Source organism: Azotobacter salinestris (assembly GCF_009363155.1).
GTDB lineage: Bacteria > Pseudomonadota > Gammaproteobacteria > Pseudomonadales > Pseudomonadaceae > Azotobacter > Azotobacter salinestris.
Window position 1 is genome coordinate 1027266 of sequence record NZ_CP045302.1, and the last position, 12522, is coordinate 1039787.

14 protein-coding genes are annotated in these 12522 nt (G+C 66.1%); 7 read left to right on the top strand and 7 right to left on the bottom strand.

Going from position 1 to position 12522, the window contains the following annotated elements; genetic code table 11:
- Window positions 1–246: 246 nt before the first annotated feature.
- Window positions 247–945 carry a YebC/PmpR family DNA-binding transcriptional regulator gene (locus GCU53_RS04905; protein WP_039803344.1) on the top strand — a complete coding sequence of 233 codons (699 nt, stop codon included), beginning with the start codon at window positions 247–249 and terminating at the stop codon, window positions 943–945.
- A gap of 75 nt (window positions 946–1020) precedes the next feature.
- Here GCU53_RS04905 and GCU53_RS04910 read toward each other — a convergent pair whose 3' ends face one another.
- On the bottom strand, window positions 1021–1266 hold the full coding sequence (locus GCU53_RS04910) for a hypothetical protein (RefSeq protein ID WP_152386623.1): 246 nt from the start codon (window positions 1264–1266) through the stop codon (window positions 1021–1023).
- A gap of 213 nt (window positions 1267–1479) precedes the next feature.
- Between GCU53_RS04910 and GCU53_RS04915 the strand changes: the two genes are divergently transcribed.
- The gene (locus tag GCU53_RS04915; protein WP_244307054.1) at window positions 1480–1755 is read left to right on the top strand and encodes a DUF3144 domain-containing protein; all 276 of its coding nucleotides are present in this window, start codon (window positions 1480–1482) and stop codon (window positions 1753–1755) included.
- 68 nt (window positions 1756–1823) lie between these two features.
- Here the strand turns inward: GCU53_RS04915 and GCU53_RS04920 are convergent, their stop codons facing one another.
- The 3 genes from GCU53_RS04920 to GCU53_RS04930 all read right to left on the bottom strand — a co-directional run bounded on the left by GCU53_RS04920 (window position 1824) and on the right by GCU53_RS04930 (window position 4565).
- On the bottom strand, window positions 1824–2309 hold the full coding sequence (locus GCU53_RS04920; protein WP_152386624.1) for a MaoC family dehydratase: 486 nt from the start codon (window positions 2307–2309) through the stop codon (window positions 1824–1826).
- 28 nt (window positions 2310–2337) lie between these two features.
- Window positions 2338–3600, bottom strand: coding sequence for an OprD family porin (locus GCU53_RS04925; RefSeq protein ID WP_208845443.1), 1263 nt, complete (start codon window positions 3598–3600; stop codon window positions 2338–2340).
- A 704-nt stretch (window positions 3601–4304) separates the two neighbouring features.
- Window positions 4305–4565, bottom strand: coding sequence for a hypothetical protein (locus tag GCU53_RS04930; protein ID WP_152386625.1), 261 nt, complete (start codon window positions 4563–4565; stop codon window positions 4305–4307).
- Window positions 4566–4895: 330 nt separating this feature from the next.
- On the opposite strand from GCU53_RS04930, the gene GCU53_RS04935 reads away from it, so the two are divergent.
- Complete coding sequence (locus tag GCU53_RS04935; RefSeq protein WP_152386626.1) at window positions 4896–5252, top strand: heavy-metal-associated domain-containing protein; 357 nt, start codon at window positions 4896–4898, stop codon at window positions 5250–5252.
- Window positions 5253–5429: 177 nt separating this feature from the next.
- Window positions 5430–5774: a zinc ribbon domain-containing protein YjdM gene (locus tag GCU53_RS04940; RefSeq protein WP_152386627.1), complete on the top strand. Its 345-nt coding sequence runs from the start codon at window positions 5430–5432 to the stop codon at window positions 5772–5774.
- 132 nt (window positions 5775–5906) lie between these two features.
- Here GCU53_RS04940 and GCU53_RS04945 read toward each other — a convergent pair whose 3' ends face one another.
- The gene (locus GCU53_RS04945) at window positions 5907–6647 is read right to left on the bottom strand and encodes a DUF2076 domain-containing protein (protein ID WP_152386628.1); all 741 of its coding nucleotides are present in this window, start codon (window positions 6645–6647) and stop codon (window positions 5907–5909) included.
- Window positions 6648–7131: 484 nt separating this feature from the next.
- Between GCU53_RS04945 and GCU53_RS04950 the strand changes: the two genes are divergently transcribed.
- From GCU53_RS04950 to GCU53_RS04960, 3 genes are all read left to right on the top strand, one after another.
- Window positions 7132–7572 (top strand): anthrone oxygenase family protein, encoded by a 441-nt coding sequence (locus GCU53_RS04950; RefSeq protein ID WP_152386629.1) that lies wholly within the window; start codon window positions 7132–7134, stop codon window positions 7570–7572.
- 145 nt (window positions 7573–7717) lie between these two features.
- A complete protein-coding gene (locus GCU53_RS04955; RefSeq protein ID WP_152386630.1) occupies window positions 7718–9475 on the top strand; it encodes an AAA family ATPase in 1758 nt (585 codons plus the stop codon).
- An 83-nt stretch (window positions 9476–9558) separates the two neighbouring features.
- A complete protein-coding gene (locus GCU53_RS04960) occupies window positions 9559–9954 on the top strand; it encodes a group II truncated hemoglobin (protein ID WP_152386631.1) in 396 nt (131 codons plus the stop codon).
- A gap of 159 nt (window positions 9955–10113) precedes the next feature.
- Here the strand turns inward: GCU53_RS04960 and GCU53_RS04965 are convergent, their stop codons facing one another.
- Both GCU53_RS04965 and GCU53_RS04970 read right to left on the bottom strand, forming a co-directional pair.
- The gene (locus tag GCU53_RS04965; protein WP_152386632.1) at window positions 10114–10497 is read right to left on the bottom strand and encodes a DUF1850 domain-containing protein; all 384 of its coding nucleotides are present in this window, start codon (window positions 10495–10497) and stop codon (window positions 10114–10116) included.
- Window positions 10494–12518, bottom strand: a complete 2025-nt coding sequence (locus GCU53_RS04970) for a TRAP transporter permease (RefSeq protein WP_152386633.1) — start codon at window positions 12516–12518, stop codon at window positions 10494–10496. The genes GCU53_RS04965 and GCU53_RS04970 overlap by 4 nt, the downstream gene beginning before the upstream one ends.
- Window positions 12519–12522 lie beyond the last annotated feature (4 nt).

Consider the following 12522-nt stretch of genomic DNA (forward strand, 5'->3'; position numbering starts at 1 on the left):
CCACTACCGGCGCTTGTCCGTTATCCAGAGCAATAAAAGCGTGATAGCTCATTGACATTACAACAGCCCCTCTCGAATAGAGCTCTTTTGAGCATGAGTTGAGAGGCTGGTCCCACTTTTTCAGCCAGGAAAGACGCAGCCATGCGTGGGTGCCTGGCAGGTGCCGGCCCGACCGCGAGGCGCTAGAATCGCTCCCTTTCGCTCCCGGGCCAGCCGGGGGCCAACCGTCGCAGCGAGAGAACCGATATGGGCGCCCAGTGGAAAGCCAGACCCAAGGAAATTGCCGCCAACGCCAAGGGCAAGATCTTTGGCAAGCTGGTCAAGGAAATCATGATTGCCGCGCGCAACGGCGCGGACCCGGACATGAACCCCAAGCTGCGCCTGGCGGTGCATCAGGCCAAGAAGGCGTCGATGCCCAAGGACACCCTGGAGCGCGCGATCAAGAAGGGCGCGGGCCTCTCCGGCGAGGTGGTCAACTACGAGCGCACCATCTATGAAGGCTTCGCCCCGCACCGCGTGCCGGTGATCGTCGAGTGCCTGACCGACAATGTGAACCGCACCGTGGCGGAAATCCGCGTGCTGTTCCGCAAGGGTCAGCTGGGCACCTCGGGCTCGGTGAGCTGGGACTTCGACTACTTGGGCATGATCGAGGCGACCCCGGAGGGAGGCGCCGATCCGGAACTGGCCGCCATCGAGGCCGGCGCCCAGGACTTCGAGCCCGCCGAGGAAGGCGCCACCCTGTTCTACACCGAGCCGACCGACCTGGACGCGGTGTGCAAGGCACTGCCGGAGTTCGGCTTCACCGTGCAGTCGGCCAACCTCGGCTACAAGGCGAAGAATCCGGTGAGCCTGTCCGGCGCCGAACTCGAGGAGGTTGAGGCCTTCCTCGAAGCCCTGGACAACCACGACGACGTGCAGAACGTCTACGTCGGCCTGAGCGCCTGAGTCCCCGCGCCGCCCGGCAACGGACCCGAACGCATCGGGACCTCGGCCGGGCAGCTCGCCCGGACGGCTGGCGCCTCACGGCGCACCGGACTCCCAGATCAGCTCGCCGTCGTCGCGGACCTCGATCACCTTGGTCAGCGCAGCCTCGGCCACCGTGTTGGCCTCGGAGGCCAGGTCGTATCGATGACCATTGGCCATCCAGTGCACGCGGGCGTTTTCGTCGATGCCGCGGCGCTTGACGGCAATCACCGCTTGGAAGGCCTCGCCGTCCGGTACGGCCGAGGAAATGGCGTCGAACTTGGCAAAATGCTTGCGGGCCATACGACTCTCCCTGGTAGGTCGCTGTGCAGTAATAGACAACGCCAGCCCGCGAAAGCTTCGGCCCAACGGCGCTCCGCGGCATCTCGCGGACGTCCCCGCAACAGCCGGCCCCGGGCGGGGCATCGCGTCGGCATGCAACCGTTTACTTGCATATGCGTGCCACGTATAACGGAAAAACCTCCATTCACTCCCTAATGCCAACAGGATCCGAACATGTCCAACAACCCGGTAAACATGGAAATCTTCGACTTGGCCGATGAGTTCATCGCCGTCGCCAACCGCCTGCTCGAAGAGGAACAGAAGGATCTGGGGCACATCAGCGCCGCCATCCGCTACGCTGCGGCCCGCTTCAGCGCCCACGAAGCGGCCTGCCGCTCCGGCGATCTGTCGGCCGACAAGGAAAAGGCTTTCAACTGGTACAGCGAACAGTTCGGCAAGATGCTGGACGAGAACCTCAACCAGCATATCGAGATGGCCAAACAGCACTGAGCAAGCGCCGGACAGGCGGGACGCCCGCCCCGCCTGCCGATGCCCGCATCATCTTACGCTGCAGGCGGCTACACCGGTCGCCGGAACACGACCAGCTTGGCCAGCAGCCTCTGCACCACCTCGCCACGCTGATTCAGCGTCAGGCTTTCCAGGGCGACGATGCCGCGATCCGGCCTGGAGCGCGACGGCGTGATCGCCTGGATGCAGCTCTCCACATGCAGGACGTCTCCCGCCCGCGTCGGCCTGGGCCAGGTGATCTCGCCGCCGGCCCCGATCAGCCCGTCGGCCAGCGGCATGCCGCTGGTGACCAGAAGGCGCATGGTGATGGCTGCGGTATGCCAGCCGCTGGCCGCCAGCCCGCCGAACAGGGTCTGCCTGGCCGCCTCGTCGTCCAGATGAAAGGGCTGGGGATCGAACTGCGCGGCGAAGGCCTTGAGACCGGCCTCGTCCAGCACGAACTCGCCGCTGTGAAAGCGCGCGCCCACCGCCAGATCGTCCAGGTACAGGGTTGCTTGCCGTCGGCTGTCGTTCATGGTGCATTCCTCTTGTCCCATTGCAGGCATCCTCCCGTGCAGGCCCGCCCTAGAGCAAGGGCATGGTGTAGGTGACGACCAGGCGGTTCTCGTCGAGGTCGTTGCCCCTGCCGTCGTTGCGCAGCGTGGCGTTGCGCCATTGCAGGCTGAGGTTCTTGAGGGGGCCACTCTGGAACACGTAGTCGATATAGGTGTCGCGCTCCCACTCCTCCCCCTTGCTGCCATCGGCCCGACGGATGTCGCGACCGCTGATGTAGCGGGTCATGAAATTCAGTCCCGGAATGCCCAGGGCGGCGAAGTCGTAGGTGTAGCGCACCTGCCAGGACTTTTCGCCGGGGTTGGCGAAGTCGTTCACCTGGGCGAAGTTGACCAGATAGGGATCGGTTCCTGTGATGTAGGCGAAGCCGGTGTCGCCGATCATCTTCTGATAGCCCAGGCCGAAGCTGTGGGCCGCCAGTTTGTAGACGAACATGGCGTTGATCGCCTTGTTATCCACGTTGCTGTCGCCGTCGTCGGAGGAACGTGCGAAGCGCAAGTCCGTCGCCAGGGACTGCCCGGCAACGATGGGCAGCAGATGGTTCAGGGTGAAGAAATGCTGGTGGTAGTTGTTGTCCAGGTTGGCGTAGTCGTAGGCGGTGGTCAGGTTGTCGCTCCACTTGTACTTGGCCCCGGCGAAGTCGAACTGGTCGGTGGCATCCAGTCCCCTCATGCCCTTGTTGTTCATGGTGATGTCTTCGCTGGCACTGGAGTTGCGCTCGATCAGGTGGGTCAGGCGACCGACATTCAGGGTCAGGCCGTCGATCTCCTGGGAAACCAGGCTCCCGCCACGGAAGTAGGTGGGGAACAGGCGCGTCTCGTTGGGCATGACCGTCGGCATCCTGGGAAACAGGCTGCCGTAGCGCAGCAGGCTCTGGGAGTAGCGCAGCTTGAGCGTGGCGCCCACCTTGCCGTAGTCGTTGGGCACGTCGCCGTCGTTGTGCACCGGCAGCAGGCCGGTGCCCGCCCGGCCGGGACTGGAGTCGAGGCGGATGCCCCACATGCCGACGGCGTCGATGCCGAAGCCCAGTGCGCCTTCGGTGAAGCCGGATTCGTAGTTCAGGATGAAGCCCTGGGCCCATTCGTCGGCGTGGGACTGTCCCGTGCTGCTGCCGCCCTCCTGGCGGAAATCGCGGTTGTAGTAGTAGTTGCGTATCAGCAGGCTGGCCTTGCTGTCGGCGAAGAAGTCGGCCAGGGCCAGCGAGGGCATGCTGCCGGCCAGCGCCAGGCCGGAAAGGGAAAACATCATGCTCCTGAGGTGGGGAGACTTGAACATCGCATCGTGGTCCTTCTGTCTTGTTGTTCTTGTCGGGCACGGTGGACATCGCCACCGCTCGGCCATGACCGGCCGCCACGCCGGGTAACCGCGCAGGCAAAGGCTGGCCGTCACGCCCATTCGGCCGAATCGGGCGAGTTCCGCTTCAGATCGGTGTCCACGGCAGGGCCGGCGGCGTGCCTGCCGCTTGCGAGCCGGCCGTACCGGCTCAGCGCAGCGACAGAGCGACGCCCGGCATCCCGAGGGGCAGCCGGCTCAGGCGGGATCGATGGAAATTCGGCAGGAGCTCCGGGCCTGGCCGGAGAACGGAGCAGCGAAAGGCTTGACTGTTTCGGCCATGGATGCCGGAGCCGGATCGGCGGGGATGCGACTGTTCAGGCCACCGCCATGGCCTTCGGTCACTGGAGACATTCCCCTGGGGAGGACTGCTTTCCATGCTTGCATGAGTCTTTTTTTCCGAATGATTGTTGTGAACTCATTGCCAGAACTACTGCCCGCCATGGGGATGACCGGATCGCCAGCCAGGCGGAGTGGCATTAGAGTGGCTGGCGGGCAAGGGCGCGACAATAACGCTTGCAGCCTAATCCTTGACATTAACGGACAGGAGATCGCGGCAAAGCCTTTGCGGCACCGGGGATCACGGCAGTCGGGGGTGGAAAAGCGCCTTGCGGCTTTTCCACCCGGCCAGGAGGTCGTCAGGCTGTTCAGGCGGCTTCGGAGAAGAGCGACTTGCCGTGGTCGAGGCACTGGTCGACCAGCCACTTGCCGTGGGCGATGGAGGCGTGCTGGGCCTGCTCCAGCTCGGCCATGAGGGCATAGCCGACCGGCAGGGACAGCCGCCGGGTGGTGCGGCCCTCGGGGGTGGTGATGCGGCAGCCGCCGGCCCAGGGCATCGGGCTGTCCTCATGCTGCAGAACGTCGGCGGTGATGGTGTGGTCGCGGTAGGTGCATTGCATCAGGGACATGGTCGGAACCTCGCTGTCTGCAGGCCACCCGTGGGTCGGCCGATGGCATCCGCTGCCCCGGCACGACCGGCGTGCGGCCCGGATGCGCCGCCGGGCACCGGCGGCTCGAGCGCCGGCAGGGATCACGATCCTTGCGCCTCATCCAGCCCTGAGAGGGGTATAGCACAGGCCATCGCCGGCGTGCCGCCACCAGTCGGTCGCGCCCCCGGAGGTCTATAGTTGCTGGTGAGCCAGGCAGCATTCCGGGGCTTCGTGCCCGGGCTCCGGAGCAGGCATTCCCTGGTGCAGGCACCGCCATAACACATGTGACTCAAGCGCGGGAGAACGATCATGTCCGATATGGATCACCGACCGGGAGTTCACGAAGCCTACCTGGTGAAGCGTCACCTCAAACTCGAAGCGCTGGATGCGGCCAAGGCTGACGCCATCGCGCAGGAAATCGACCGGCTGCTGGGCGTGGACAAGGTCGCGCTCGACGAGGCCAGCGGTCGTCTGGATGTCGCCTATGACGCTTCGCACCTGAGCATCGAACGACTGGAGGAGATCGTGCGCAAGCACGGCAGTGATCTCGATCATGGCTGGTGGACGCACTTCAAGGAGGGCTGGTACCGCTTCACCGACCAGAACGTCAGGGAAAACGCCCAGCACGAACCCTGGTCCCACCACAGGATAATGCCCCGAAGGTAGAGGGCCTGGAGACCGGGAGCGGCGGGCCGGCGCCGCTCCCGGCCAGAGCCGCCACTGACCGGCACCCGTCACCCGCAGGCCTCCCCATCGACCTGATACCCCGGCACGAGCACTGCAAGGGCCGACCAGAAGCTTTACAATCCCCGCCCTTTTCATCCCCGTAGCCGAGGACACCTCATGAGCACCCTGCCGCCCTGCCCCAAATGCGCTTCCGAATACACCTACGAGGACGGCACCCAGCTGGTCTGCCCGGAATGCGCCCACGAGTGGTCCGCCGACGGCACGGCCGAGGCGACGGGCGAAGGCGACCGGGTGATCAAGGACTCGGTCGGCAACGTCCTGCAGGACGGCGACACCGTCACCGTGATCAAGGATCTCAAGGTCAAGGGTTCGTCCCTGGTGGTGAAGGTCGGCACCAAGGTGAAGAACATCCGCCTGTGCGACGGCGACCACGACATCGACTGCAAGATCGACGGGATCGGCGCGATGAAACTGAAGTCGGAGTTCGTGAAGAAGGCCTGACGCCCGAAGGCTGGCGCCTCTTGCGCCAGGCGCCGCCAGGACGTCGCGTGGCGGGGGTTGCCCCGTCCACGACCGCGAATGCCGCCTCTGGCGGCACCGCGATCGAGGCCGCACGCCTGCGGCCGGAGCAGGTCAGACGAAGTCTTCGTCGTCGCCGAAGAAGTCGCCACCCTCGCCGCTGTCGGCGAAGTAGTCGTCACCCTGGCTGCTATCGGCGAAGTAGTCTTCCTGCGGCGCGTAGCTCTCTTCCGCGACCTGGGGCTCGGCGGCCGGCTCCGGCGCGGCTGCGGCGGTTGCGGCGGCGGCCGCCTGCTCGTCGTCACCGTTGAACATGTCCATCAGCACGTTGCCCAGCACCATGCCGCCGGCCACGCCGGCCGCGGTCTGCAGAGCCCCGGAGAGGAAACCGCCACCGCCGCCAGGCTGGGGCGCGTAGGCACCGCGCTGGAAGCCCGGCTGCTGGCCGAAGCCGCCCTGGCCGCTGTGGCCGGGCTCGCTCCAGCCCGAGGCCGCCGGGCGGGCCACCGGCTGCTGCGGGCGGGCTACCGGCTGCTGGGGCTGCGGCTCGCTGCGGCCACCGCCGAACAGGCCGGCCAGGAAGCCGCCGCTGCTCTGCTGGCGGCTGGCGTTCTGGGCCTGCTGCTGCAGCTGCTCGACCTGGGCCTGCAGCTCCTTGACGCGGCCATCGAGCTGCTGGATGGCGCTTTCCTGCACGATGATCGCCTGGGCCATGTAGTAGGGAGCAGCCGGCTGACGGGCAACGTACTCCTTGATCACGTTCTCAGCCTGCGGATCGCGGGGCGCGGATTGGCCTTCGACATCGCGGAGGCGGGAAAACAGGCCATCGATCAAATTCTTCTCTTCAGACTGCATGGTTTTCTCTTGACTGGGTTGCCAATGGAATACTGCGTGCCGCAAGGCATGCGCTACTTATATATGAAGCCAAATATTGGAAAATCAAACTCATTGTGCAGCGAGACTTTCCGAAATCTGGAATATGCCGTTTCATTCCATGAAAAACAGCAAACATGGAGCAAAAAGCAGAGAAGCCGACACCAACTTTCCAGGCCGGAAAATGTAGGTTAATACTGCGACCGCACTGGTGAAATGTCAAAGTCCAGCTATTACAAAAATTGTCTCTTCAACTGGCCAACGGGCCGCCTGCACTTGCACTGGATTTCATGCCAGCGGTGATAAATGCCGTCTCAATGCGGGAATGGAAATGAACCGGCGCCATTTCAAACGCGCAAGCCGTATATGGCTCCGCACGACGGGCACGCATGCCGATGGCCGACACACTCGCTGCCCAGCAGCCAGAATTGCGTCTCCGGCCCTCTACCGCTGAAGGAACGCATCCATGCTCGAAACGACCCAGTTCCTTGCCGCCCTCTGCTGCACGCTGTTCACCGGCGCGGCGGTCTACATCAACCTGGTCGAGCATCCGGCACGGCTGGAATGCACCACCGAGATCGCCGCGGCCCAGTGGGCGCCAAGCTATCGGCGGGCTACGCGCATGCAGGCATCGCTGGCGATCGCCAGCTCCCTCGCCGGCATCCTCGCCTGGCTGCTCGGCGGCGGCATCGCCTGGCTGCTCGGCGCACTGCTGATCGGCCTGGTGGTCCCGTTCACCTTCGTTGCGATCATGCCCACCAACCATCGCCTGCTCGAGCGCGGACGCGACCTGTCATCCCCGGAGACCCGCCAGTTACTCGACAGATGGGGCCGCCTGCACGGAGTGCGCAGCGCCCTGGGCCTGGTCGCCTCGGTGGTCTATCTGGTACGCCTGCTCGGCGCCTGAAGCCGCCGCTCGGCATGCCCCAGCGCCGCCCGGCCCCGACAGCAGTGCCGGCACTTTGTCCCCTACCCCACACAGGCGCCTTCCCGTTATGTAGCGAAGCGCACAGAAAACCAAGGAGAGTCGTTTAAAATCAAAAAGTTACACCATGGCACGCCGCTTGCTGGAATACCTGTTCCGTGGTTACCAAGGCTGGTCCGGCATGAAACTTCTCATCGATCGACCCTACGTCGAGGCGTTGGTCAGCGAATTCCCCGAGCTGTCGGCGCTGACCCATCAACTGAAATTCGGCAACCGGGCCGAAGTGGTCTTCGAGCAGCTGACGCTGGCCCAGCTCGACCACCTGCACCGGCTGTACCTCGCCGCAGGTCCCGGCATGGAGCTGCGCGCGGCGCAGATCGCCACCCTGCGCCGCGCGGTCAGCGACGGCGGCGAGCGCTACGGCGAGCGCGACCTGGAGCGGATGGTCCCGGCGGTCGCCGAGTTCCTGATCCGCGGCGCGCTCCGCGGCTGGCTGTTCAAGATCAACATGGCCGGCAAGCCGCTCGCCTACCTGGTGTCGCGCATCGACTTCACCCCGCCGGGCGAGGAGGAAAGCGGGCGCATCCTGATCGAGCTGAAGGCCAACTCCATGGCGCGGGTCACCTTGCAGACCCTGACCATCCTCGAGCGCGACATCGTCGGCCGGACCATCGCGGAAATCCTCATCGCCAAGGGCTTCCTCAAGGAAACCCCGGAGCTGATCGCCGCCTACGACCACTCCACGGCGCGCTTCTTCGAGCACCGCGCCGACTACGGCCGGCAGTTCTCGGCCAGCGGCACCGGAATCTTCGCCGAGGACCCCACCGCCACCCACCGCAACACCGACTGGACGCGCAAGGAGCGCGTGGTGCTCTCATCCACCGGCGGCAGCGCGCGGCTGGTCAACGACGAGGAGATCCTCAAGGACCGCGCCCTGGTGCTCGATGCCACGGGCGACGTGCTCGGCAAGTACCTGCGCAAGGCCGGGCGCAGCGTGAAGTACGACGAGCGCGTGGAAAAGGCCGCCGAGGCAGTGCGCGCCGACATCCCCGAAGGGGTATTTTCCGAACTGCCGGTGCACGGCTACATCCTGATGTTCCACCTCGACCTGCACCACCACCTGTGGGTGCACGTCGACGACATGCAGCCCTACGTCTACCAGCCGGAGCTCAAGGACAAGCTGATCCTGCCGCCGGAGCAGACCGACCTGATCGACATCCTCACCGCCGAGATGGACGTGCTGATGGACGACATCGTCGAGGGCAAGTCCGGCGGCACCACGGTGCTCTGCGCCGGCCCGCCCGGGGTGGGCAAGACGCTGACCGCCGAGGTCTACTCGGAGATCATCAAGCGCCCGCTGTACCGCGTGCACTCCGGCCAGCTCGGCCTGAACGTCGCGGAGATGGAAAAGACCCTCAAGGCCACCCTGACCCGTGCCCAGCGCTGGGGCGCGGTGATGCTGATCGACGAGGCCGACGTGTACATCAAGCGGCGCGACGACAACATCACCGCCAACGCGGTGGTCGGCGTGTTCCTGCGCGTGCTGGAGTACTTCAACGGGCTGCTGTTCCTCACCACCAACCGGGTCGACGACATCGACGAGGCGGTGGTGTCGCGCTGCATCGCACTGATCAAGTACCACCCGCCCGGCCTGGAGGATCGCCGGCGGATCTGGCAGGTGATGACCGAGCAGTTCGGCCTGGACGTCGCCCCCGCGCTCTGCGAGCGCCTGGCCGCCCTCTTCCCCGACGCCAGCGGCCGCGACATCAAGGGCCTGGCCAAGCTGGTGGCCAAGTACTGCCACCACAAGTCGGTGGAGCCGAGCCTGGCGGTGTTCGAGCGCTGCAGCATCTTCCGCGGCATGGATATGGGCGGGCACGCCTGAACGGCGTCCGTAATTCAGGTCAAGGCCGCCCTGCTGCCGGCCGGCAGCAGGGCGGCAATCGGAAAATCCACGGAGCGTTCTGCATGATCAACGTCCTCACCCCCTATCAACTGCTCGGCGGCGCGGAAGGTGTGCGCCGGCTGTGCAACGCCTTCTACGACAACATGGAGCGCCTGCCCGAGGCGCAGACCATCCGCCGCATGCACGGCGCGGACATGGGGCCCGTGCGCGAGAAGCTCTTCGAGTACCTGTCCGGCTGGCTCGGCGGCCCGAAGCTGTACCTGGAGAAATACGGCACCGTGGCCATGGGACCGGCGCACCAGCCCTTCGCCATCGGCCCGAAGGAGCGCGACCAGTGGATGCTGTGCCTGAACAAGGCGCTGGACGACATCGGCGCCAGCGAGACGGCCAAGGGGCTGATCAAGGCGCCGATCTACGCCTTCGCCGACCACCTGCGCAACCGCGCGACCTCGGGCTGAGGACGCATAAGCCATTGATATTCGAAGGCCTGCCGTAGGGTGGAAAACCGCGGAGCGTTTTCCACCGAAGCCCGCTCGGTGGGTAAGGCTGCGCCGTTACCCACCCTACAAAAGCCGGCTCCTTGAAGGTTTCCAGCGCCTGCTCCGACGCCGCTCAGGTCACTGCGCGCAGCTCCACAGCTCGACCGCCGGTCGCTCCGCCTGCGGCGGGCCGAGCCATTCGGCCAGGGCGTGGCAGCGCCCGTCGAAACACAGCTGGTAGTCCCCCGCCTCGGGCGTGCGCCCCAGGCGCAGGGGCTGCAGCGGCGGCAGCGCGCGCCGGTAGCGCCAGCTGCCATCCTCCAGCACGGCGCCGTCCGGGATCTCCATGCCGGCGCCGCTGCCCCTGACCCGCGCCTCGCCGAGCAGCAAGCCCTCCGGCGTGACGCGGTAGTCCTCCTCCCAGCGGATCCTCTCGATCGTATGGGTCCAGGCCAGGGTGAAGGCCGGCACGGGCAGTTGTGCCCACAGCGTGCCGGTCAGCCCCAGGCACAGGCCGATCATGCGCCGACCACCGCCGGCTGGCGGGTGCGCCAGAGATGCACGCCGAGCACCAGCGCACCTAGGCCGAAGCCCAGCTCGTCGGTCACCGGCAGGGCGAGGATCAGGCAGGCGCCGGCAGCGAAGGCCGGCAGGCGCTCCCACCAGGCCAGCGGCTCGCGCAGGTAGCCGATCGAGGCCACGCCCCACAGGCCAATGGCGAACATCGCCTTGAGCGCGACATAGGCAGTGGCCGCCAGGCTGTCGCCCTGCAGCATCAGCGCCGGGCTGTACACCGCGATGAAGGGCACGACGAAGCCGGCCACCGCGATGCGCACCGCCCACAGGCTGATCTTCAGGCCTTTCTCGCCGGCGATCGGCGCCGCGGCGAAGGCGGCCAGGGCCACCGGCGGGGTGAGGTCGGCGAGGATGCCGAAGTAGAAGACGAACATGTGCGAGACGATCAGCGGCACGCCGAGGTCGAGCAACGCGGGAGCTGCGATCGAGCTGGTGATGATGTAGTTGGGAATGGTCGGGATGCCCATGCCCAGCACCAGGCAGGTGATCATGGTCAGCACCAGGGAGAGGAACAGGTTGTCCTGGCCGATGGCGAGGATGTAGCCGGCGAAGGTGGAGGCCACCCCGGTCAGCGACACCACGCCGATGATCACCCCGACCAGGGCGCAGGCGATGCCCACCGGCACCGCGTGGCGCGCGCCCTCGACCAGCGCGTCGACGCACACCCGCAGGGTGTCGCGGCCGCCCTTGACGAACCAGCAGGCCGCCACCAGCAGGCCGATGACCGCGAACACCACGCCGATGCCGAGCTGGAAGAAACCGGCGCAGAGCACGCCGAGGGCGATCCAGAAGGCCAGGCGCAGGCCGAACGAGGACACCCGGAGGATGATCGCCGAGCCGAGGATGACGATGGCGGTCAGCGCCAGGCCGACGGTGCCGGAGAACATCGGCGTGCGCCCCGAGAACAGCAGGGCGATCAGCACACCCAGCGGGATCAGCAGGAACCAGCGCTCCTTGACCGCCGCCCAAGGGTCCGGGCACTGCTCCTTGGGCAGGCCCTTGAGGCCGGCGCGCTTGGCCTCCAGGTGAACCATCCAGAACACCGAGCCGAAGTACAGCAGCGCCGGGATCAGCGCCGCCTTGGCCACCTCGACGAAGGGTACGTTGATGGTCTCGGCCATGATGAAGGCCACCGCGCCCATCACCGGCGGCATCAACTGGCTGCCCATGCTGGCGGTGGCCTCGACGCCGCCGGCGAAGCCGGCCTTGTAGCCGAAGCGCTTCATCAGCGGGATGGTGAACTGGCCGGTGGTGACCACGTTGGCCACCCCGGAGCCGGTGATGGTGCCCATCAGCGCCGAGGAGAACACCGAAACCTTGGCCGGGCCGCCGAGCTTGTGGCCGAACAGGCCCATGGCGAAGTCGGTGAACAGCCTGATCATCCCGGCCTGCTCGAGGAAGGCGCCGAACAGGATGAACAGGAAGATGTAGGTGGCCGAGACGTAGGTCGGCGTGCCGTACAGGCCCTCGGTGCCGAAGGCCAGCTGGTTGACCACCTGGTCGAGGCCGTAGCCGCGGTGGGCTAGGTCGCCCGGCAGGTATTCGCCCAGCAGCGCATAGGCGAGGAACAGACCGCAGATCAGCGGCAGGGCGATGCCCATGACCCGCCGCGCCGCCTCGAACACCAGGGCGATCAGCAACAGGCCGATGGCCATGTCGGTCGTGTTCAGGTCGCCGGAGCGCTGGATCAGGTCGGCCTCGAAGATCCACTGGTAGGCGAAGGTGGCCATGCCGCCCAGGCCGAGCAGCCAGGCCAGCGGCTGGAACGGACGGCCGGTGCCGCGCGCCGGGTAGCAGAGGAACACCAGCAGCAGCAGGAAGCCGACGTGGCCGGCGCGCAGCACCTGGCTGGTCACCGGATGGAAGGCGGCGGTGATGATCTGGTAGGTGGAAAACAGCAGGGCGACATAGAACAGCGCCCGCGGCCACTGGCTCGGGCTGGCGCTCATCCCTTGGCTTTCGCTCATGGAA

Coding starts and splice junctions, on each gene's coding strand:
- GCU53_RS04965 (WP_152386632.1), bottom strand. CDS start 10,497: ATGATCGGCCTGTGCCTGGGGCTGACCGGCACGCTGTGGGCACAACTG.
- GCU53_RS04970 (WP_152386633.1), bottom strand. CDS start 12,518: ATGAGCGAAAGCCAAGGGATGAGCGCCAGCCCGAGCCAGTGGCCGCGG.
- GCU53_RS04930 (WP_152386625.1), bottom strand. CDS start 4,565: ATGTCCCTGATGCAATGCACCTACCGCGACCACACCATCACCGCCGAC.
- GCU53_RS04940 (WP_152386627.1), top strand. CDS start 5,430: ATGAGCACCCTGCCGCCCTGCCCCAAATGCGCTTCCGAATACACCTAC.
- GCU53_RS04960 (WP_152386631.1), top strand. CDS start 9,559: ATGATCAACGTCCTCACCCCCTATCAACTGCTCGGCGGCGCGGAAGGT.
- GCU53_RS04935 (WP_152386626.1), top strand. CDS start 4,896: ATGTCCGATATGGATCACCGACCGGGAGTTCACGAAGCCTACCTGGTG.
- GCU53_RS04910 (WP_152386623.1), bottom strand. CDS start 1,266: ATGGCCCGCAAGCATTTTGCCAAGTTCGACGCCATTTCCTCGGCCGTA.
- GCU53_RS04915 (WP_244307054.1), top strand. CDS start 1,480: ATGTCCAACAACCCGGTAAACATGGAAATCTTCGACTTGGCCGATGAG.
- GCU53_RS04905 (WP_039803344.1), top strand. CDS start 247: ATGGGCGCCCAGTGGAAAGCCAGACCCAAGGAAATTGCCGCCAACGCC.
- GCU53_RS04920 (WP_152386624.1), bottom strand. CDS start 2,309: ATGGGACAAGAGGAATGCACCATGAACGACAGCCGACGGCAAGCAACC.
- GCU53_RS04945 (WP_152386628.1), bottom strand. CDS start 6,647: ATGCAGTCTGAAGAGAAGAATTTGATCGATGGCCTGTTTTCCCGCCTC.
- GCU53_RS04955 (WP_152386630.1), top strand. CDS start 7,718: ATGGCACGCCGCTTGCTGGAATACCTGTTCCGTGGTTACCAAGGCTGG.
- GCU53_RS04925 (WP_208845443.1), bottom strand. CDS start 3,600: ATGTTCAAGTCTCCCCACCTCAGGAGCATGATGTTTTCCCTTTCCGGC.
- GCU53_RS04950 (WP_152386629.1), top strand. CDS start 7,132: ATGCTCGAAACGACCCAGTTCCTTGCCGCCCTCTGCTGCACGCTGTTC.